The 20,896-nt window shown below is 38.9% G+C and carries 18 protein-coding genes and 4 tRNA genes; 3 read left to right on the top strand and 19 right to left on the bottom strand.

What is annotated here, in order from left to right; translation table 11 throughout:
• Window positions 1–75: 75 nt before the first annotated feature.
• From LDB17_RS07015 to LDB17_RS07000, 4 genes are all read right to left on the bottom strand, one after another.
• A complete protein-coding gene (locus LDB17_RS07015) occupies window positions 76–957 on the bottom strand; it encodes a site-specific integrase (RefSeq protein WP_252639554.1) in 882 nt (293 codons plus the stop codon).
• Between the two features lie 271 nt (window positions 958–1,228).
• A tRNA-Ser gene (locus LDB17_RS07010) sits at window positions 1,229–1,315 on the bottom strand.
• A 77-nt stretch (window positions 1,316–1,392) separates the two neighbouring features.
• Window positions 1,393–2,400: an aspartate-semialdehyde dehydrogenase gene (locus tag LDB17_RS07005; RefSeq protein ID WP_252639555.1), complete on the bottom strand. Its 1,008-nt coding sequence runs from the start codon at window positions 2,398–2,400 to the stop codon at window positions 1,393–1,395.
• Between the two features lie 125 nt (window positions 2,401–2,525).
• Window positions 2,526–3,950, bottom strand: a complete 1,425-nt coding sequence (locus LDB17_RS07000; RefSeq protein ID WP_252639556.1) for a tetratricopeptide repeat protein — start codon at window positions 3,948–3,950, stop codon at window positions 2,526–2,528.
• A gap of 159 nt (window positions 3,951–4,109) precedes the next feature.
• Here LDB17_RS07000 and LDB17_RS06995 point away from each other — a divergent pair, with 159 nt between their 5' ends.
• The 3 genes from LDB17_RS06995 (at window position 4,110) to LDB17_RS06985 (ending at window position 6,026) form a co-directional block, all read left to right on the top strand.
• Window positions 4,110–4,772: a rhomboid family intramembrane serine protease gene (locus tag LDB17_RS06995; protein ID WP_006841952.1), complete on the top strand. Its 663-nt coding sequence runs from the start codon at window positions 4,110–4,112 to the stop codon at window positions 4,770–4,772.
• A gap of 204 nt (window positions 4,773–4,976) precedes the next feature.
• Complete coding sequence (locus LDB17_RS06990) at window positions 4,977–5,306, top strand: hypothetical protein (RefSeq protein WP_135105798.1); 330 nt, start codon at window positions 4,977–4,979, stop codon at window positions 5,304–5,306.
• 45 nt (window positions 5,307–5,351) lie between these two features.
• Entirely contained in the window at window positions 5,352–6,026 is a 675-nt protein-coding gene (locus LDB17_RS06985; protein WP_135105778.1) for an OmpA family protein, read from the top strand.
• A gap of 101 nt (window positions 6,027–6,127) precedes the next feature.
• Here the strand turns inward: LDB17_RS06985 and rpoC are convergent, their stop codons facing one another.
• The 15 genes from rpoC to rpsU form a co-directional block, all read right to left on the bottom strand.
• Window positions 6,128–10,411: a DNA-directed RNA polymerase subunit beta' gene (gene rpoC, locus LDB17_RS06980; RefSeq protein WP_252639557.1), complete on the bottom strand. Its 4,284-nt coding sequence runs from the start codon at window positions 10,409–10,411 to the stop codon at window positions 6,128–6,130.
• Between the two features lie 120 nt (window positions 10,412–10,531).
• Window positions 10,532–14,344: a DNA-directed RNA polymerase subunit beta gene (gene rpoB, locus LDB17_RS06975; RefSeq protein WP_252639558.1), complete on the bottom strand. Its 3,813-nt coding sequence runs from the start codon at window positions 14,342–14,344 to the stop codon at window positions 10,532–10,534.
• Window positions 14,345–14,445: 101 nt separating this feature from the next.
• Window positions 14,446–14,823 (bottom strand): 50S ribosomal protein L7/L12, encoded by a 378-nt coding sequence (gene rplL, locus LDB17_RS06970; protein WP_006841947.1) that lies wholly within the window; start codon window positions 14,821–14,823, stop codon window positions 14,446–14,448.
• A 42-nt stretch (window positions 14,824–14,865) separates the two neighbouring features.
• Window positions 14,866–15,378 (bottom strand): 50S ribosomal protein L10, encoded by a 513-nt coding sequence (rplJ, locus tag LDB17_RS06965; RefSeq protein WP_135105772.1) that lies wholly within the window; start codon window positions 15,376–15,378, stop codon window positions 14,866–14,868.
• 20 nt (window positions 15,379–15,398) lie between these two features.
• On the bottom strand, window positions 15,399–16,094 hold the full coding sequence (rplA, locus tag LDB17_RS06960; protein WP_006841945.1) for a 50S ribosomal protein L1: 696 nt from the start codon (window positions 16,092–16,094) through the stop codon (window positions 15,399–15,401).
• Window positions 16,095–16,111: 17 nt separating this feature from the next.
• A complete protein-coding gene (gene rplK, locus LDB17_RS06955; protein ID WP_135105770.1) occupies window positions 16,112–16,555 on the bottom strand; it encodes a 50S ribosomal protein L11 in 444 nt (147 codons plus the stop codon).
• Between the two features lie 64 nt (window positions 16,556–16,619).
• Window positions 16,620–17,165, bottom strand: coding sequence for a transcription termination/antitermination protein NusG (nusG, locus tag LDB17_RS06950; protein ID WP_006841943.1), 546 nt, complete (start codon window positions 17,163–17,165; stop codon window positions 16,620–16,622).
• 21 nt (window positions 17,166–17,186) lie between these two features.
• The gene (secE, locus tag LDB17_RS06945) at window positions 17,187–17,378 is read right to left on the bottom strand and encodes a preprotein translocase subunit SecE (protein ID WP_135105768.1); all 192 of its coding nucleotides are present in this window, start codon (window positions 17,376–17,378) and stop codon (window positions 17,187–17,189) included.
• A 19-nt stretch (window positions 17,379–17,397) separates the two neighbouring features.
• Window positions 17,398–17,469, bottom strand: a tRNA-Trp gene (locus tag LDB17_RS06940).
• 50 nt (window positions 17,470–17,519) lie between these two features.
• Window positions 17,520–18,707, bottom strand: a complete 1,188-nt coding sequence (gene tuf / locus LDB17_RS06935) for an elongation factor Tu (RefSeq protein WP_006841941.1) — start codon at window positions 18,705–18,707, stop codon at window positions 17,520–17,522.
• A 68-nt stretch (window positions 18,708–18,775) separates the two neighbouring features.
• Window positions 18,776–18,847 (bottom strand) — tRNA-Thr (locus tag LDB17_RS06930).
• A 155-nt stretch (window positions 18,848–19,002) separates the two neighbouring features.
• A tRNA-Thr gene (locus LDB17_RS06925) sits at window positions 19,003–19,076 on the bottom strand.
• 172 nt (window positions 19,077–19,248) lie between these two features.
• A complete protein-coding gene (gene hpf / locus LDB17_RS06920) occupies window positions 19,249–19,548 on the bottom strand; it encodes a ribosome hibernation-promoting factor, HPF/YfiA family (RefSeq protein WP_006841940.1) in 300 nt (99 codons plus the stop codon).
• Window positions 19,549–19,568: 20 nt separating this feature from the next.
• Complete coding sequence (xerC, locus tag LDB17_RS06915) at window positions 19,569–20,450, bottom strand: tyrosine recombinase XerC (RefSeq protein WP_252639577.1); 882 nt, start codon at window positions 20,448–20,450, stop codon at window positions 19,569–19,571.
• 70 nt (window positions 20,451–20,520) lie between these two features.
• Window positions 20,521–20,712, bottom strand: coding sequence for a 30S ribosomal protein S21 (rpsU, locus tag LDB17_RS06910; protein ID WP_006841938.1), 192 nt, complete (start codon window positions 20,710–20,712; stop codon window positions 20,521–20,523).
• Between the last annotated feature and the right edge of the window lie 184 nt (window positions 20,713–20,896).

Below are 20,896 nucleotides of genomic sequence, written 5' to 3'. Positions count from 1 at the left end.
AACTATAAAATCCATTTTAAGAAAGTTGATAGAGGATATTTTAGGGGTAATAATAAAGTTTTTTCAGGGGTCAATTTAGACTTGGCAAAAGGGGTCAATCTGAACTGGATTTTCCAGCTTTCCATCTACCCCTATTTTTATATTGTCATAGGTAAGTTTATAAGTATCCACGTAAGCCAAACCAGTCCAACAGGCAAACACAAAAATATCTCGCACTTTTTCAAGCCGTTCTATATCAAATTCCTTATTTTTAATAATCTCTAGTTCTTGGTCAGTCAAATATCCTCTATCAACTTTCTTAAAATGGATTTTATAGTTTGCAAAAGGATTGTGTTGCATCCATCCATTATTCTGAGCGATGAGAATCACTCGTTTAAAGAATTGAATGAACTTTGCTGTTGTATTAGGACTACAGCTTGCTTGTGTTCTCAGATAGACTTCAAAATCGCAGATAAATTGATACTTTATCTCTTTTACATTGATATCAGAAATATTATACTTGAATTTCATAAACTCAGATATCCTTGTATAAGTCACTTTATATTTTTGCAAGGTTGCTTTTGCCTTAGTGATATTTACCAAAGCTTCTATATCTTTTATAAGGTCTCTAAACAAAACGAGCAGCATTGTGTTATCAGTTGATATACCCAGATAAGAATTCTTCAATTTTTCAGCAGTCACATAATTGTCTTTCTCGAATATCTCCCGATACATATTGTGTAAGATAGTACGACAAGCATCAAGGGTTTGATTCACCTCTATAGCTTCTCTCGATTTACTCCTGGCTTTGTGATTCTCCATATCCCAAAGCTCGGCTCTGATGTCTTTGTGGATATTAAAACTTACAGCCTCACCCGCAATAGTTATCCTGCAAAAGATAGGGGTGAACGAATCCTTCCTCATTTTGTCCTTTCTTAGGTAGAAAGTGATAGCAAACGTGCTTTTTGATGTTCTCATAATTCCTCTTTTTAAAGCGTTAAAATTAATTTTAATCTGTTGTTTTTGAGGAAAATAAGCACTGCCAATATTGGACTACAAACTACCAATTTGCGACACGTCAAGGGTGAACGAATAAAATTGCAGGGGTGAACACTTTGGCAACAGATTGTTGTCTCAAAGTGGCTTTTTTATGTCTTTCGGAGGAAAGGTGAAAACATAAAAAAATCCTACAATACGTTGATATTGTAGGATTTATCCAAGCTTTGTCGCTTTTTGTCTTTTCTTAAAGCGGAAGCGGGGGGATTCGAACCCCCGGTACAGTTACCCGTACGTCAGTTTAGCAAACTGGTGGTTTCAGCCACTCACCCACACTTCCTGAAACCACAATCGGCTTTTCGCTAATTGCGATGCAAATATAGTTGTTTGTTTTGATTATACAAACAGTTTCCTGACTTAAATAGCATTTTCTTTGATCAAATACTCTGCTATCTGAACTGCATTTAATGCTGCGCCTTTCTTGATCTGATCGGCTACTACCCAGAATGTCAAACCATTCTTATTCGCTATATCTTGGCGTATACGTCCAACATATACCGGGTCTTGTCCTGCAACAAACAATGGCATCGGATATTCTTTTTGTGCCGGATTGTCTTGCAACACAATTCCTTCAGCTTTTGAGAATGCCTCACGGGCTTCTTCCGGCGACACAGGTTTTTCGGTCTCTACCCAGATAGCCTCAGAATGAGAACGAAGTACAGGAACACGGATACAGGTTGCACTCACTTCTATATCAGAGTGCATAATCTTACGCGTTTCGTTGTACATCTTTAACTCTTCTTTTGTATACCCGTTATCTGTAAACACATCTATGTGAGGAATCACGTTATACGCAAGCTGGTAAGCAAACTTCTCTACAGCCACATCATTGTTGAATGCAATTTGCTTAAATTGATTGATCAACTCTTCCATAGCCGCTGCTCCTGCTCCTGATGCTGCCTGATAGGTTGCTACGTGCGCCCTTTTGATATGAGATATTTTTTCTATCACATTCATTGCCACTACCATCTGTATAGTTGAGCAGTTAGGATTTGCGATTATCCCTTTAGGACGAACTTTCCCATCCTCTCCATTTACTTCGGGTACAACAAGAGGCACATCCTTATCCATACGGAAAGCACTTGAGTTGTCTATCATGATTGCGCCATGCTTAGTAATTGTTTCAGCATATTCGATAGAAACACTTCCTCCTGCCGATGTAAAAGCAATATCTATATCTTTAAAATCGTCATTGTGCTTCAGCTCCTTCACCGTATACTGTTTATCACGAAACGTATAGACATTGCCTGCGCTTCTGGCAGAACCGAATAATACTAATTCCTTTATCGGGAAATTTCGTTCGTCAAGAACTCTTAAAAACTCCTGACCTACAGCACCACTTGTGCCAACAATAGCGATTCTCATTTTTTTATTGGTATAGAGTAAATTATTTAATATAAAACAGGTTGCAAATATAACGATTTACTATCAATTATGTATTATTTGTGGTTTTTTGTTACTCTAAGTAAACTTCAAGTTAAACAAAAGAACTATCGGGCTTGTATCTCTTGATTTCTTGCCTGTATTTCCATTTGAGGTATACTCACTTGCAATTGTTCCACTTCCTTTTCAAGACTATAGATATCTGAAGACATTCTCCGCTTTTCATCCTGAGATGCAGTATTATAATCTGCACGCAGTTTTTCCAACTTTTCGGATAGTCCTTTTAGTTCCGATTTCATCTCTACTACCTTCGAATATGTATTCTGAGCTGTTCTATTTTTGAAATCCGACATTTTATAATACGTCTTGTTATCATTAATAACGAATTCAAAATCATGAGTCACCTCTACTTTCACAACAGCTTCTTGACGAGCCAACGCAATCAGATTTTTGTAATTATTATTTTTTTGCCATGTACTCTTTATCGAAGATATTTTAGCTCTGCCTGCCAGATAGCTTTCATCCTCGCTCTGGATGGTTTTCACTACTTTATTCGGAACAAATGTATATATGCAAACTTTCCCTTTAGGCATATATCTATCGGAGGCAAACCAGCCAATGCCCTTTTCTTCGTCCACTGCCATCATATAGTCATTAAACAACGAATTGAATGGCATATTCAGACGTTCAGGAGCGAGATAGGTATCTGTATTCATATTGTAGCGAGAGACAAACAAATCATACCCTCCGAGCGTTTCTTCATCTTTTGCTGCAAAATAGATTGTCACTCCATCTGCCATTACGTACGGATAGTTTATATCACCAGAAAGACCAAAATTGTTTGCCGAAAGCTTCTTTTCATTACCGAAGTCATCGAATAGCTTTTCTTTAGAGTAAAGACTGAACACATTGTCTTTATCGGGCTTGGCATAATACATTTTAGTCCCTTTTTCATTCGTATATACCGTTGCATCTATATGCTTTGCTGATGTAAAAATCTTGTCAAAGGGTTCTAGTTTTCCCGAACTGAGACTCAGCTTATAAGCTGAAAGAAATTTTGCCTTATCTACAATTACACTATCTATTATCTGTATATCTTCTGTGTTGGACACCATACGCCGAAGACGTGACATCACTTTTCTCTTCTCGTCTAATTTTGCTCTCGATGCTTCATCTTTCTTTTTAAGACCGGCTTCGTATTTGTTGAAAGATTCTTCCGATTGTGTAAATTTATACTCTTGTCCATATAATTGCCCCAGATACAAAAAAGATTCTTGTATTCTTTTTTTAGAAGCAACAATGAGGCATTCTTCCGCTTTATTGAGATCTCCTCCCGTTTCCAGCAGGCAAACCCCATACCATTGATTTAGATTGGCGTCCTCCGGCTTAGCTTTATATTCCTCTTCAAAAATGGGTAAAGCCTTTGCATATTCTCCTTGAAGATATAATTCTTTTGCATCGGAAAGAGTTTGTGAAAATGCCATAGGAACACAAGCAAACGTAATAAATAGCCAGATAAATATAGATTTCATGCCGTTCTATTCTAATTAATTATAGGTTTCAAATTTACATGAAAATATTCAAACTATCAATCTGTAAGCGAGGAATGACTTCGACGAAAGAAATATAGCACAAAATTTTCAAGGCTTATACTCTTTTTTATACCTTTGCCTTTACGAAAAATGAAAATTATGGATTTTAGTTTGCAGTCGATTTTACCTATTTTGATTATTGCTCTCACAGTTATAACCAGCATAAAGGGTTTTGGTGACATGGCCTTCTTTGAACGCTACAAGTTTAATGTAGGGGCTATTTTGGGCAATTCAAAACAATGGGACAGACTGTTAACATCTGCTACGCTTCATGGAGACTATATGCATCTATTGTTTAATATGATGACATTGTACTTCTTCTCCGATATTATTACTTACTCTTTCGGAGTATGGATATACCTGGCTATTTACTTTTTGTCTATCATTGGCGGAGGATTACTCTCTCTTTTCATCCATAGAAAAGAATACTACTACAGTGCCATCGGTGCTTCAGGAGGAGTGGTAGGTATACTATTCGCTGCTATAGCTGTATATCCCACAATGCCTCTCCGATTTTTCTTTATTCCGATAGATATCCCGGGATGGATTTTCGGGCTTGGATATCTGGCTTTTTCCATCTATGGTATGCTGAAAAAGGTGGGTAATATAGGGCACGATGCGCACATGGGCGGAGCTATTGTAGGTATTGTTGTGGCTGTCATTTACACTCCTGCAAAACTACTTAGTATGAATGCGGTCTATTTGGGTATAATGGTTTTACCGCTGATCGTTTTAGCCTATCTTATTTGGAAAAAAAAATAAAATAACTACTTTTGATTAAACATTGAATCCTAATAAACAGTAAGAAATATTAAACCTTCTTTCACATAACAAGTCTCAATAAAAAGCAAACTTAGAATAACAGAAGAATAAATAAACTACGAAAATAATAAACCAGCCATATTTGAACATCAAAGTAACTTTGTTGTTATAAATCTAAATAATATAATCCTAAAATATAAGATGATGAGCAGTGATAAAGATCTGATACAGTATGACGAAGATGATGCTGTAAAGTATATACAGAACTATCTTCCGCAAGAAATGAAAGGAAAATACTCGAGTGACGAAATCAACTATATTATTGATATCGTTTACGAATTCTATGAAGAAAAAGGCTACATGGACGAAGATGCCGATGAGAACGTAATTGTAGACATCGATGAAGATGAAATTGTATCTTATGTATTGAAGAATACGAAAAAAGACAAAATAAATAACTTCTCAGCCGAAGATATCGCATTCATTATACAGGGCGAGATTGCATATTGTGAATCACTAGGGATATTCGAATAAAACGAAGATAATCACACAAATTTTAATTATTAAAAGAATAAATTTATGAAACATTTTTCATTCGTAGCAGCTATTGTTTTAAGCTGCGCATTACTATTATCTAGCTGTGGAGCCAGCAATACTGTAAAAGGTGGAGGTATCGGTGCAGGAGCAGGTGGTGCATTGGGCGCAGGTATTGGTGCTATTATAGGCGGCGGTAAAGGTGCTGCATGGGGTGCAGGGATAGGCGCTGTAGTTGGTGGTTCGGCCGGTGCTATCATTGGCAACAAGATGGACAAACAAAAGAAAGAATTGGAGCAAATCAACGGAGCTCAGGTGGAATCTATCAACGATGGACAAGCTATCAAAGTTACGTTTGAATCAGGAATTCTATTCGCAACAAATTCAAGCACATTAAGTTCTGCTTCACAAAGCGCACTAAGCAACTTCGCTGCTTCATTAAATAATAATCCTGACACTGATGTTCAAATATACGGACACACAGATAATACAGGTTCTGACGCTATAAACAATCCTTTGTCTGAAAAACGTGCACAAGCTGTTTATAATTTCCTTCAAACGAAAGGAGTTTCCGGAAAACGTATGGTATCTCAAGGATTTGGATCTACACAACCTGTTGCCGACAACAGTTCTGTTGCAGGTAGAGCTCAAAACCGTCGTGTAGAAGTTTATATCCTTCCTAACGAAAAGATGCTAAAAGACGCTCAACAAGGTAAATAATCTTACACATAGAGTTTAGCTCGGTAAGCTTAACAAAAAATGAAAGGGGAGAGAAACATTATGTTTCTCTCCCCTTTCTAACTATATAAAAGAATAATTAATTATTCTACGGCATCAAAATCTACTACAGTCTTTCTGGTTGCAGCAATCCTGTCAAAATCTTCCTTTGTACCAACAACTAATTTTTCAAATTCACGTTGTCCTGTACCGGCAGGTAATAAGTGACCACAGATTACATTCTCCTTCAATCCTTCCAGTCTGTCTACCTTAGCGTTTATAGCAGCGTCGTTCAGTACTTTTGTTGTTTCCTGGAACGAAGCGGCAGACATAAAGCTTTGAGTCTGGAGAGCAGCACGGGTAATACCTTGAAGTATCTGGTTAGCTGTTGCAGGAACTGCGTCACGCACTTCTACCGGACGAAGGTCTCTACGTTTCAGCATAGAGTTTTCGTCTCTTAGCTTACGTGCAGTAACAATCTGTCCCGGTTCGAATGTTGAAGAATCTCCGGCGTCAACAATAACTTTCTTACCCCAGATTCTGTCATTCTCTTCCATTACTTCATATTTGTCGATAACCTGCTGTTCTAGGAAACGAGTATCTCCCGGATCGATAACTTCTACCTTGCGCATCATCTGACGAACAATCACCTCGAAGTGCTTGTCGTTGATCTTCACACCCTGTAGACGGTATACGTCCTGTACTTCGTTTACAATATATTCCTGAACGGCTGTAGGTCCCATAATAGCCAATATATCAGAAGGAGTTGTAGCTCCGTCAGACAGTGGCATACCGGCTCTCACAAAGTCATTTTCTTGAACAAGAATTTGTTTGGATAGAGGCACCAGATATTTCTTAACTTCATCAAGTTTAGAAGTTACTATAATTTCTCTATTACCACGTTTGATCTTACCAAATGAAACCTCACCATCGATTTCCGACACTACTGCAGGATTAGATGGGTTACGAGCTTCGAACAACTCAGTTACACGAGGAAGACCTCCGGTGATATCACCAGCCTTACCTACTGCACGAGGAATCTTAACAAGTACATCTCCGGCTTTGATCGCATCATTATCATCTTTCACAAGGTGAGCACCTAATGGTAAACTATAAGTTTTGATAGTTCTACCCTGCTCATCCAAGACATGAGCTTCAGGAGCTTTAGTCTTATCGCGAGATTCGATAATGATCTTTTCTTTCAGACCGGTTTGCTCATCCGATTCAACTTTAAACGTAACACCTTCTATTACATTCTCAAATTTGATACGTCCTGTAGCTTCAGATATAATAACGGCATTAAATGGATCCCAATCACAGATCAGATCATCTTTTTTCACCTTAGCCCCATCCTTAAAGTACAATTTAGAACCATAAGGGATATTATGAGTAAGGAGTACGATTTTAGTGTTAGGATCAACCAGACGAAGCTCTACCAATCGGCTAACTACAATCTGAGTTTTCTTGCCCGTTTCGTCAAGAATATCTACTGTACGAAGATCATCTATTTCTAATATACCATCGTATTTAGCAACAACGCTACTTTCGGTAGCAATATTAGATGCGATACCCCCAACGTGGAATGTACGTAGTGTCAACTGTGTTCCCGGCTCACCGATAGACTGTGCGGCAATAACACCTACAGCCTCACCTCGCTGAACCATACGGCCTGTTGCAAGGTTACGTCCATAGCATTTACCACAAACACCCTTCTTCGATTCGCAAGTAAGAACCGAACGGATCTCTACGCTCTCGATAGGAGAATTCTGTATAATAGCGGCTGCATCTTCTTTGATTTCCTCTCCCGATTTAACAATGATTTCTCCTGTCATCGGATGTTGGATATCATGAACAGATACACGACCTAAGATACGTTCATATAAAGAAGCAACAACTTCTTCATTGTTTTTAAGCTCTGAACAAACAAGACCACGCAATGTACCACAGTCTTCTTCATTAATGATCACATCTTGAGATACGTCAACAAGACGACGAGTCAAATATCCGGCGTCGGCAGTCTTCAAAGCCGTATCGGCAAGACCCTTACGCGCACCGTGGGTAGAGATAAAGTACTCTAACACCGACAATCCTTCTTTAAAGTTCGACAAGATCGGATTCTCAATAATCTGAGCTCCTTCTGCCCCACTCTTTTGAGGTTTCGCCATCAATCCACGCATACCTGACAACTGACGAATCTGCTCTTTCGATCCACGGGCTCCTGAATCCAACATCATATATACGGCGTTGAATCCCTGATCGTCTTCCGAAAGTTGTTTCATCAAGATGTTAGACAATCTTGAGTTGACGTGTGTCCATATATCAATAATCTGGTTGTAACGTTCGTTGTAGGTAATGAATCCCATGTTATAATTATTCAATATCTGCTCTACTTCGTCATAACCTTGTTGTACTAATGTATCTTTTTCTTCAGGAATGATTACATCTTCGAGGTTGAACGACAAACCTCCACGGAATGCCATTGTATAACCTAAATCTTTAATGTCGTCAAGGAACTGTGCTGTTTTTGCAACCCCACAGGCTTTGATTACATTACCGATAATATCACGTAATGATTTCTTAGAAAGCACTTCATTGATGAATCCTACTTCTACTGGAGTCTTCTCATTAACAAGAACACGTCCGACAGTAGTTTCACGCATCAATTTCTTTATTTCACCATTTTCGTCAAGGTCATTCACATATACTTTTATCAAAGCATGTATATCAACCTTACCTTCATTGTATGCAATAATAGCTTCCTCAGGTCCATAGAATATAAGACCTTCACCAAGAGCACCCTTACGGATTTTTGTGATATAATATAGTCCAAGAACCATGTCCTGAGAAGGCACGGTAATAGGAGCTCCATTTGCAGGGTTCAGAATGTTATGAGATGCAAGCATCAACATCTGTGCCTCAAGGATAGCTTCATTTCCTAATGGTAAGTGAACAGCCATCTGGTCACCGTCGAAGTCGGCATTGAACGCCGTACATGCTAACGGGTGCAACTGGATCGCTTTACCACCAATCATCTTAGGCTGGAATGCCTGGATACCAAGACGGTGAAGAGTAGGGGCACGGTTGAGCATAACCGGATGTCCTTTCATCACATGTTCCAAGATATCCCATACCACAGGCTCTTTACGATCTACGATCTTCTTAGCCGATTTTACTGTCTTAACGATACCACGCTCGATCAGCTTACGTATAATAAATGGTTTGTACAGCTCAGCTGCCATATCCTGAGGAATACCACATTCGTGCATCTTCAATTCGGGCCCAACGACAATTACCGAACGAGCTGAATAGTCGACACGCTTACCCAACAAGTTTTGACGGAAACGACCTTGTTTACCTTTCAAACTGTCGGATAGTGATTTCAATGGACGATTGGCATCTGTCTTAACTGCACTTGACTTACGTGAGTTGTCAAACAATGAATCGACAGCTTCCTGAAGCATACGTTTTTCGTTACGTAAGATAACTTCGGGAGCTTTGATATCAATAAGTCTTTTCAGACGATTGTTACGTATAATCACACGACGATACAAATCATTCAGGTCGGATGTAGCAAAACGACCTCCATCTAATGGAACCAACGGACGAAGCTCTGGCGGAATTACCGGAACAATTTTTACAATCATCCACTCCGGTTTATTCTTACCTTTCGATCCACGGAACGCTTCTACAACCTGAAGTTGTTTCAATGCCTCGTTCTTACGTTGTTGAGATGTATCTGTGCTTGCCTTATGGCGCAGAGTATTAGCTAATGAATCGAGGTTGATACGAGACAAAAGGTCATAAACAGCCTCAGCCCCCATTTTAGCAATAAACTTGTTAGGATCGGTATCGTCCAACAGTTGATTTTCTTTTGGAAGCTTATCCAGAATATTCAAATATTCTTCTTCTGTAAGAAGGTCTTTATCTGCTATTCCTTCTTCTACTGCCGCACCGGACTGAATCACAACATAACGTTCGTAGTAGATGATAGAATCCAGTTTCTTGGTAGGTATACCTAAAAGATAACCCATTTTGTTTGGCAGCGAACGGAAATACCAGATATGAGCCACAGGAACAACAAGGTGGATATGTCCTGTACGTTCGCGACGAACTTTCTTCTCTGTAACTTCAACACCGCATCGGTCACAAACGATACCCTTATAACGGATTCTTTTGTATTTACCGCAATGACATTCGTAATCCTTTACAGGTCCGAATATACGTTCGCAGAAAAGCCCGTCACGTTCAGGTTTGTAAGTACGATAGTTGATTGTTTCAGGTTTCAAAACTTCACCGCTTGATGCTTCCAGAATTTCTTCAGGAGATGCAAGGCTCACAGTTATTTTTGAAAAGCTACTCTTTACTTTATTTTCTTTTCTAAAAGCCATATACTTTTTTCTTTTAAAAGCTGTAGCTATTAGCCATTAGCCGATAGCTGTTTGTTAGAGTATTTAGAATCCGTCGGCTATCAGCTTAGTTAAAGCCGAAAACCAACGGATAATATGATATTAATCGAGAGAGACACTCAATCCCAAACCACGCATTTCGTGAAGAAGTACGTTTAATGATTCAGGAATACCCGGCTGCGGCATAGGTTCACCTTTTACAATCGCTTCATAAGCTTTTGAACGCCCTATAACGTCATCCGATTTGATTGTCAGAATTTCTCTAAGAATGTGAGCTGCACCGAATGCTTCCAGTGCCCAAACCTCCATTTCTCCGAAACGCTGACCCCCAAATTGAGCCTTACCTCCAAGAGGCTGTTGGGTAATAAGTGAGTATGGTCCGATAGAACGGGCATGCATCTTATCTTCAACCATGTGACCGAGTTTAAGCATATAAATTATACCTACGGTAGCATGTTGGTCAAATTGAATACCTGTTCCTCCATCAATAAGACGGACTTTACCATAACGTGGTACTCCAGCTTTATCTGTCCATTCGTTCAAATCGTCAAGGCTAGCACCATCAAAAATTGGTGTAGCAAACTTAACTCCCAGCTCTTTACCGGCCCAACCCAATACAGTTTCGAAGATCTGACCAAGGTTCATACGTGAAGGCACCCCTAACGGATTCAACACGATATCAACCGGAGTTCCATCCGGCAAGAATGGCATATCTTCCTGACGAACGATACGCGACACGATACCTTTGTTACCGTGACGACCTGCCATCTTATCTCCAACCTGTATCTTACGTTTCTTAGCCACATAAACTTTAGCTATCTGAACTATTCCCGAAGGTAGTTCATCTCCTATAGTGAGGTCGAAACGCTTACGTTTAAGCTCAGCATCAAGCTCTTTATATTTATGTAGGTAGTTTACGATAACATCTCTGATAAGCGCATTTTTGTGCTCATCCGATGTCCAGTTACTTACCTGTATTGATTCGTAATCGATACCATCCAAAGCACTCTTCGTAAACTTAGAGCCTTTACCGATAATATCAACATTCAAATAATCTTTAACACCCTGTGATGGTTTACCTTCGGTCAATACCAATAACTTATCTACTAATATTCCTTTCAGTTTTGCCATCTTTTCTTCATACTCTTCATCTAGTTTAGGAAGCAAAGCTTTGCTCGAAAGTTTTGTCTTACCCTTTTTAGATGCTTTAGAGAACAAGTTTGTTGATACAACAACACCTTTCAATGAAGGAGATGCTTTCAAAGATGCATCTTTCACATCACCGGCTTTGTCTCCAAAGATTGCACGAAGCAGCTTTTCTTCAGGAGAAGGATCAGATTCACCCTTAGGTGTAATCTTACCGATAAGGATATCTCCCGGACTAACACGAGCTCCTACACGGATAATACCTCTCTCATCCAAGTCTTTAGTAGCATCTTCACTTACGTTCGGAATATCGGATGTCAATTCTTCAACACCACGTTTTGTATCACGAACCTCAAGCGCAAACTCTTCTACATGGACAGATGTAAAGATATCTTCGCGAACAACACGTTCGTTCAGAACGATCGCATCCTCAAAGTTGTATCCTTTCCAAGGCATGAAGGCAACCTTCAGATTCTTACCGATAGCCAATTCACCTTTTTCAGTTGAATAACCTTCTGTTAGTATCTGATTCAACACAACTCTGTCGCCTTTTCTACAGATAGGACGAAGGTCGATTGTTGTATTTTGGTTTGTCTTACGGAACTTAGGAATAGAATATGTTTTGATCGCATCGTCAAAAGCCACAAAGTCTTCGTCTGCTGTACGATCGTATTTAATTTTAATCGTATCGGCATCTACAAAGACAACTTCACCTGCACCTTCTGCTACAATCTGAGTACGAGAGTCACGGATAAGCTGACCTTCGATACCGGTTCCTACGATAGGAGATTCGGTACGCATCAAAGGAACAGCCTGACGCATCATGTTCGATCCCATCAGCGCACGGTTGGCATCATCATGCTCCAAGAATGGAATCAACGATGCTGCAATAGAAGCAATCTGAGTTGGAGATACGTCCATCAACTCTACTTCTGATGGCTCAATAACAGGATAGTCTGCATCTTGACGAGCTTTTACACGCATATTGATAAATGATCCGTCATCATTCAACGGAGCATTACCTTGAGCGATAAGCCTGTCTTCTTCCTCTTCGGCTGCAAGATATACGATACCTTCAGACGATAAGTCGACTTTACTATCTGCTACTTTACGATATGGTGTTTCGATAAAACCAAGGTCGTTGATCTTTGCATAAACACAAAGAGAAGATATCAAACCAATGTTTGGACCCTCAGGTGTTTCGATCGGACAAAGACGACCATAGTGTGTATAGTGAACGTCACGCACCTCAAAACCGGCTCTTTCGCGAGAAAGACCACCTGGTCCAAGGGCAGACATACGACGCTTGTGAGTAATTTCAGCCAATGGATTGGTTTGATCCATGAACTGAGACAACGCATTTGTACCGAAGAATGTATTTACGACAGAAGAAATTGTTTTAGCATTGATCAAATCAATCGGCGTAAACACTTCATTATCGCGAACGTTCATTCTTTCACGGATGATACGTGCCATACGGTTAAGACCAACTCCAAACTGATTGAAAAGCTGTTCTCCTACAGTACGTACACGACGGTTGCTCAAGTGGTCGATATCGTCAACGATGGCTTTTGAGTTTATCAACTCGATAAGATATTTGATGATCTCAATAATATCTTCCTTCGTTAAAACACGAATATCTGTACTAGTAGAAAGTCCCAGTTTCTTATTCAGCCTGTAACGTCCTACTTCTCCCAAATCGTAACGTTTTTCAGAAAAGAAAAGGTTATTAATAACCTCACGAGCACTTGCATCATCAGCAGGCTCTGCGCTACGCAATTGTCTGTAGATATGACGAACGGCGTCTATTTCCGAGTTACTTGGGTCTTTTTGTAATGTATTGTATATAATTGCAAAGTCAGAAATATTCTGAGACTCTTTGTGCAATAATATAGAAGATACACCCGAATCGAGTATCAAATCCAGATGATCTTTTTCCAGAATAGTTTCACGTTCAAGAATAACTTCGTTACGTTCGATAGATGTTACCTCACCGGTATCCTCATCCACGAAGTCTTCCATCCAGGTTCTAAGAATTCTGGCAGCAAGTTTACGGCCTGCTATCTTTTTTATATTTTGTTTATTAACTTTTACCTCTTCTGCCAGATCGAATATTTCGAGGATATTTCTATCACTCTCAAAACCGATAGCACGAAGGAGCGTAGTTACAGGTAATTTCTTTTTACGGTCAATATATGCATACATGACATTATTGATGTCTGTAGCAAATTCAATCCATGAACCTTTGAAAGGAATGATACGTGCCGAATACAATTTAGTACCATTAGCATGCATTGTTTGTCCGAAAAATACGCCCGGCGAACGGTGCAACTGCGAAACAACAACACGCTCGGCACCATTGATCACGAATGTACCTTTTTGGGTCATGTATGGTATCAACCCCAAATAAACATCCTGAATAACCGTGTCAAAGTCTTCATGATCGGGGTCGGTACAATAAAGTTTAAGTTTTGCTTTTAGAGGAACACTATACGTCAATCCTCTGTCGATACACTCTTCGATTGTGTAACGCGGCGGATCGATAAAGTAGTCCAAAAATTCTAATACAAAATTGTTTCGTGTATCAGCTATAGGAAAGTTTTCTGCAAAAACTTTGTATAGACCTTCTTTCTTCCTCTTTTCGGGAGGAGTATCAAGTTGTAAAAAGTCGCGGAATGACTTTAGCTGCACTTCAAGAAAATCCGGATAAGGTAGCGGATTTTTGATTGAAGCGAAATTGACTCTTTGATTTGTATTTATTGAAGACATGGAATATCCAGTTTTGATGAACTTATTATTTTTGACGTAAAAAGGTTAAGAACCTTCACAACGAAGGTTCCTAACCAAAGTATCCTTTGACAGGACTGTTTTTACTTAAGTTCAACTTCAGCTCCTGATTCTTCTAATTGTTTTTTCAATGCTTCTGCTTCATCTTTAGTTACTCCTTTTTTAAGTTCACCAGGAGCAGCATCAACTAGATCTTTAGCTTCTTTCAAACCAAGTCCTGTTAGTTCTTTAACAGCTTTAACAACTTGCAATTTGTTTGCACCTGCTGATTTCAAGATTACATCGAAAGATGTTTTTTCTTCTACAGCTTCTGCAGCTGGACCTGCAGCCGGACCTGCAACTGCAACAGCAGCAGCGGCTGGTTCAATACCATATTCAGTTTTTAGAATTTCAGCTAATTCGCTAACTTCTTTCACTGTCAAATTTACTAGTTGTTCTGCAATAGCTTTGATATCTGCCATTTTTGTATAAATTAAAATTGTTATTATTCTTTTTTAAATGAATTATCGTTTCGATAATGTTTCTAATACACCATGAATGGTATTACCACCCGATTGAAGGGCTGAGATAACATTCTTGGCTGGAGATTGAAGCAACATGATAACATCGCCGATAAGTTCGTTCTTGCTCTTGATGTTTTCTAATGCGCTCAAATTTTCCGCACCTATGTAGAAGCTTTCTTGTACATAAGCAGCCTTAAGCGAAGGAATTCCTTCTTTCTTGTACTTAGCGATCAGTTTAGCCGGTGCATTAGCAGAATTGGAAAACATCACTGCAGTATTTCCTTTCAAAACTGAATGTAGTTCCGAATAGTCACCTTCAAGTGTATCCAATGCTTTCTGCAACAGGGTATTCTTTACGACCATTAATTTAATTTCTTGCTTTGCGCACTCTCTTCTCAATTCGCTGGTTTTAGTCGAATTAAGAGTAGCGATATCAGCAAGATAGAAATTGTCGTAACCTTTGATTGTCGCCGCTATAGTTTCTATGATAGTACTTTTATCTTCCTTTCTCATAATGTTTCAGTCAATTTTGATTAATTTTCTACTGATTTAGGGTCTATTTTTACACCCGGACTCATAGTACTTGAAAGACAAACACTTTTCACATAAGTTCCTTTAGCTGCAGTCGGTTTCAGTTTGATAAGCGTAGAAATAAATTCTCTTGCATTATCTCTGATCTGATCTGAAGTAAAAGATACTTTACCTATAGAAGCATGAACGATACCTGCTTTATCAACTTTAAAGTCGATTTTACCTGATTTCACTTCAGTTACAGCTTTAGCAACGTCCACAGTCACAGTTCCGCTCTTAGGGTTAGGCATCAGACCACGAGGTCCAAGTACACGCCCCAAAGCTCCAACTTTACCCATGATAGCAGGCTGAGTGATGATAACATCAATATCAGTCCAACCACCTTTTATCTTTTCGATATATTCATCCAAACCTACATAGTCTGCACCAGCTTCTTTAGCTGCAGCTTCTGCATCCGGAGAACATAATACCAAAACTCTTACTTGTTTTCCTGTTCCATGAGGAAGAGATACTACACCTCTCACCATCTGGTTAGCTTTACGTGGGTCTACACCTAAGCGTACATCCAAATCGACAGATGAGTCGAATTTTGTAGTTGTTATCTCTTTTACAAGAGCTGATGCTTCAGTCAGTGTATATAATTTCCCTGCTTCAATTTTGCTGAAAGCTAACTTCTGATTTTTTGTAAGTTTACCCATTATCAATTGAAGTTTAATTATTTAACATCAGGGAAAGCCCCTTTTACAGTAATACCCATACTTCTTGCTGTACCAGCAACCATCTTCATGGCAGATTCTACGGTAAAACAGTTCAGGTCAACCATTTTGTCTTCAGCGATAGCTTGTACTTGATCCCAAGTAATTTCTGCTACCTTCTTACGATTTGGTTCTGCTGATCCACTCTTTGTTTTAGCAGCTTCAAGTAACTGAATTGCTACAGGTGGTTGTTTTACAATAAAATCAAAAGACTTATCAACATAGTAAGTAATTACCACTGGTAATATTTTACCTGCCTTGTCTTGAGTTCTGGCATTAAATTGCTTACAGAAATCCATGATATTGATACCTTTAGAACCTAAAGCAGGCCCTACCGGAGGAGATGGATTTGCTGCACCGCCTTTAATCTGTAACTTTAATTGTCCAGCAATTTCTTTAGCCATTTTTGTTTTTAATTTTTAGTTTTGTTAAAACTTAAATAGAACATCCAGAGTGCGTAACCAGTCCTTATTGCTCTTTTTCAACTTGCATGTAATTCAATTCGAGAGGAGTTTTCCTTCCAAATATCTTTACCATCACCTTGAGTTTCTTTTTCTCAGCGTTCACCTCTTCAATAATGCCAGAAAAACCAGAGAAAGGACCATTTGTTACTTTCACGTTTTCTCCAACAAAATATTGAATATCCAAACCTACTTCCTGCTCATCCAGTTCGTCCATTGTACCTAATATCCGATTTACTTCAGATTGGCTCAGCGGTTGTGGATTAGTAGTATTCGGTAAAAAACCTGCAACGAAATTAATGTTACGAAGTTCATGGATCACTTCACCTACGAGTGCAGCCTCAATCAATATGTAGCCGGGAAGATAAGCTCTTTCTTTAAGAACCTTCTTTCCGTTACGCATAATATAAGTTTTCTCTGTAGGAATAAGAACTTGAGAAATATACTTCCCTAAGTCAGTTTTCTTTATCTCTGATTCAAGATATTCTTTGACTTTATTTTCTTTTCCACTAACAGCACGCAGAACGTACCATTTCTTTTCGATTTCAGTCATAGTTTTTTGACAAGATAAAGATTACAACAGACCATAAAGCAACTTAACCGCTCTATCAAACACCGAATCAACACCCCACACAACCAATGCCATAATAATGGAAGCGATCATGACAATAACTGCACTGCTGGTCAATTCCGGACGAGAGGGCCAAGAAACCTTATATACAAGTTCGTTATAAGAATCTTTAAAATAGTTAATTATTTTTTTCATCACTCCTGTTTGAGTTTAGCACGGGCGGAGAGATTCGAACTCCCGACATTTGGTTTTGGAGACCAACGCTCTACCACTGAACTACGCCCGTATATTAAAGTCGGTTATATTGCAAACCGACTTTAGGTTTTATAGAAATTATTAAGATAAAATTTCTGTAATCTGACCAGCACCTACTGTACGTCCACCTTCACGGATAGCGAAACGAAGACCTACGTTACAAGCAACTGGGTAAATCAATTCTACTGTGATTGTTACGTTATCACCAGGCATTACCATGTCTGTTCCTTCTGGAAGAGAGATTTCACCTGTTACGTCCAATGTACGTAGATAGAACTGAGGACGATATTTGTTGTGGAATGGAGTGTGACGTCCACCTTCTTCTTTCTTCAAGATATAAACCTCAGCTTTGAATGTAGTGTGAGGAGTGATTTTACCTGGGTGAGTAATAACCATACCACGTTTGATTTCTTCTTTATCGATACCACGAAGAAGAAGACCTACGTTGTCACCGGCTTGTCCGTCGTCAAGAATCTTACGGAACATTTCTACTCCTGTTACAACTGATTTTTTAGCTTCAGCTCCAAGACCGATGATTTGAACTTCTTCACCAGTTTTGATCTTACCAGTTTCGATACGACCTGTTGCTACAGTACCACGACCTGTGATAGAGAACACGTCTTCAACCGGCATCAAGAATGGTTTATCAACATCACGTGGAGGAAGTGGAATCCAAGTATCAACAGCATTCATAAGCTCCATTACTTGGCTAACCCAAGGTTCAACACCGTTCAAAGCACCAAGTGCAGATCCACGGATAACTGGAGTATTATCTCCGTCGAATTCGTAGAATGAAAGAAGTTCTCTCATTTCAAGTTCTACCAATTCTAGCATTTCTTCGTCATCAACGATATCACATTTGTTCATGAAAACAACCAATCTTGGTACGTTTACCTGACGTGCAAGAAGGATGTGCTCACGAGTTTGAGGCATAGGACCATCAGTAGCAGCTACAACGATGATAGCACCGTCCATCTGAGCAGCACCAGTAACCATGTTCTTTACGTAGTCGGCGTGTCCTGGACAGTCAACGTGAGCATAGTGACGGTTAGCTGTTTCGTATTCTACGTGAGAAGTATTGATTGTAATACCACGTTCTTTTTCTTCAGGAGCGTTATCGATAGAGTCGAATGAGCGTGCTTGAGAAAGACCTTTGTCAGCCAATACTTTAGTGATAGCAGCAGTCAAAGTAGTTTTACCGTGGTCAACGTGACCGATTGTACCGATATTTACGTGCGGTTTCGCCCGGTTAAAATGTTCTTTTGCCATAATTAATCTTCTATTATTTAGTTAAATGTATATATTTAATTCAATTTTGAATCTTGTATCCCCGTTAGAGCCCATGACGGGATTTGAACCCGTGACCTCTTCCTTACCAAGGAAGTGCTCTACCACTGAGCTACATTGGCTTAAATCTCAAAATCTTGCTCCAAATTAAACAATTCTCCGTACTTAAAAACAAGAGATATTATTATTAAAGCAAAAGTAATGGAAATTAAAGTGAAGAAATATCCAAATCTATTGATTCATAGCTTTTTCAAAACTTCTTTTTCCTTATAGCTTGAGCCTCTTGTCGGATTCGAACCAACGACCCCGAGATTACAAATCACGTGCTCTGGCCAACTGAGCTAAAGAGGCTAAAAGTCTAATAATTATCGCCATCTCGCTTTTTACACAGCGAAACGGCGACAAAATTAGATATTTTTTTTTAGAATCGCAACACTTTATAGATTTATTTTCCCTTGTGTTTTCTTTTGATTGTGTATTTAGCTTCAACTAGCTTAGTGCCAATTTCATGAACATTGCTATTTTATTTAGCCTGAGCCTTCTCTTTTACCTTAAGCACTTGCTTTTCCAAAGCTTCTATACTCTGAGCAACAGCCTCCTCAAAGCTATCGGCAGTCTTATTGGCAAACAACTCTCCATTTTTTATATTCAATTTAACCGAAGCCTCTTTATTATTGGCTACTTCCGGCTTCACGACTTTCAATATAACTTCTGCATCTACAATCTGATCTGTAAATTTATCCAATTTTGATATTTTTTTCTCAATAAACTCTTTCAGTTGTACTGACGCATCAAAGTGCACCGATTGAATTACAATATTCATAACTAATCCTCCTTTACTTTTTAAGCTCTTGGGTGAGCTTTGTTATAAATTCTCTTTAATTCTTCAAACGAAGTATGTGTGTATATTTCTGTAGCAGCCAAGCTTGCATGACCAAGCAACTCCTTTACTGCATTAATATCCGCTCCATTATTGAGCATGCCCGTTGCAAACGAATGTCGAAGAACATGAGGGCTAACCTTAGCCAGAGTTTCTATTTGCTGTAAATTAGAAGTCACAATACGATGCACCAACATCGGATAAAGCGGCTCTCCATTATTCTTAACAAATAAGTAACCTGATTGGTTTCCTACTTCTTTATTTCGCACTGCAATATATTGCTCAAGAGACTGCTTCACGCCATCACTAAAAGGAATCAGACGCTGCTTATTGCGCTTCCCTGTAACCTGTATGGTTTCGGAAGAGAAATCGACATCAACATCTTTCAATCCTATTAATTCTGCCCGACGGATTCCGGTAACATAAAACAACTCTATTATAATATGATCTCGCAACGATTTGAATGAGTCTCCGTAATCCCCCTCATCCAGTACCTTCTCCATATCTGCACTGTTAGCAAAAGCAGGAATTGGCCGACCAACTTTCGGGCCATTTACTTTACTGGCTGGATTTACGGTTACTTCTCCTATTCTCTGCAAATATCTGTAAAACGATTTCACTGCGCTTAGCTTACGGTTTACAGAACGGGCTGAGATTTTCCTCTCCATCATAGAAACGATCCACATGCGAATAATATCTCTATCTACATGCTTTATGTCGGTATCATAAAAATGCTCGGCAAGAAACGCTACGAACTGACTGAGGTCTTCAGAATAAGAAATCTCCGTATGTAAAGAATAGTTCTTTTCATAACGGAGATACCTGATATATTTTTCTATCAACAGCATCATTCGAGAAACATTCTATCTTGAATGACGAAGTTAATAATATTATGCGAAATTGGCAATACTTCTTTTACTCTTCCATACGGTGCATCTTCTGCACATAAACTGCATGAAGTTTGTTTGCTCTCTTCACTACAGAAGGCTTTTGGAATTCCTGACGTCTTCTAAGTTCTTTAACAACACCTGTTTTTTCGTATTTTCTTTTAAATTTCTTTAGGGCTCTTTCGATATTTTCCCCTTCTTTCAATGGAACAATAATCATAATTATTCTTTAGTTTTTATTTGTTTTCTTATTTAATTTTAAACTTTATAAGCGAAATTTCATTCGCTATGATTGCAATAATTGCATTATCAAGAGAATTCTGTTGTATAAATCAATCTTCTGAACATTGCTTCAGTAAAGCAATATCATACAACAGAATTCTCTTGATAATGCAATTATTGCA

Source organism: Dysgonomonas sp. Shenzhen-Wh21, from assembly GCF_043392705.1.
Taxonomy (GTDB): Bacteria; Bacteroidota; Bacteroidia; order Bacteroidales; family Dysgonomonadaceae; genus Dysgonomonas.
This window is presented reverse-complemented; position numbering and strand designations above follow the sequence as displayed.

Coding starts and splice junctions, on each gene's coding strand:
- LDB17_RS06985 (WP_135105778.1), top strand. CDS start 5,352: ATGAAACATTTTTCATTCGTAGCAGCTATTGTTTTAAGCTGCGCATTA.
- LDB17_RS06990 (WP_135105798.1), top strand. CDS start 4,977: ATGAGCAGTGATAAAGATCTGATACAGTATGACGAAGATGATGCTGTA.
- rplK (WP_135105770.1), bottom strand. CDS start 16,555: ATGGCTAAAGAAATTGCTGGACAATTAAAGTTACAGATTAAAGGCGGT.
- LDB17_RS07000 (WP_252639556.1), bottom strand. CDS start 3,950: ATGAAATCTATATTTATCTGGCTATTTATTACGTTTGCTTGTGTTCCT.
- hpf (WP_006841940.1), bottom strand. CDS start 19,548: ATGAATATTGTAATTCAATCGGTGCACTTTGATGCGTCAGTACAACTG.
- LDB17_RS07005 (WP_252639555.1), bottom strand. CDS start 2,400: ATGAGAATCGCTATTGTTGGCACAAGTGGTGCTGTAGGTCAGGAGTTT.
- rpsU (WP_006841938.1), bottom strand. CDS start 20,712: ATGATTATTGTTCCATTGAAAGAAGGGGAAAATATCGAAAGAGCCCTA.
- rpoB (WP_252639558.1), bottom strand. CDS start 14,344: ATGTCTTCAATAAATACAAATCAAAGAGTCAATTTCGCTTCAATCAAA.
- rplJ (WP_135105772.1), bottom strand. CDS start 15,378: ATGAGAAAGGAAGATAAAAGTACTATCATAGAAACTATAGCGGCGACA.
- rpoC (WP_252639557.1), bottom strand. CDS start 10,411: ATGGCTTTTAGAAAAGAAAATAAAGTAAAGAGTAGCTTTTCAAAAATA.
- nusG (WP_006841943.1), bottom strand. CDS start 17,165: ATGACTGAAATCGAAAAGAAATGGTACGTTCTGCGTGCTGTTAGTGGA.
- LDB17_RS07015 (WP_252639554.1), bottom strand. CDS start 957: ATGAGAACATCAAAAAGCACGTTTGCTATCACTTTCTACCTAAGAAAG.
- LDB17_RS06995 (WP_006841952.1), top strand. CDS start 4,110: ATGGATTTTAGTTTGCAGTCGATTTTACCTATTTTGATTATTGCTCTC.
- rplL (WP_006841947.1), bottom strand. CDS start 14,823: ATGGCAGATATCAAAGCTATTGCAGAACAACTAGTAAATTTGACAGTG.
- secE (WP_135105768.1), bottom strand. CDS start 17,378: ATGAAAAAAATAATTAACTATTTTAAAGATTCTTATAACGAACTTGTA.
- rplA (WP_006841945.1), bottom strand. CDS start 16,094: ATGGGTAAACTTACAAAAAATCAGAAGTTAGCTTTCAGCAAAATTGAA.
- tuf (WP_006841941.1), bottom strand. CDS start 18,707: ATGGCAAAAGAACATTTTAACCGGGCGAAACCGCACGTAAATATCGGT.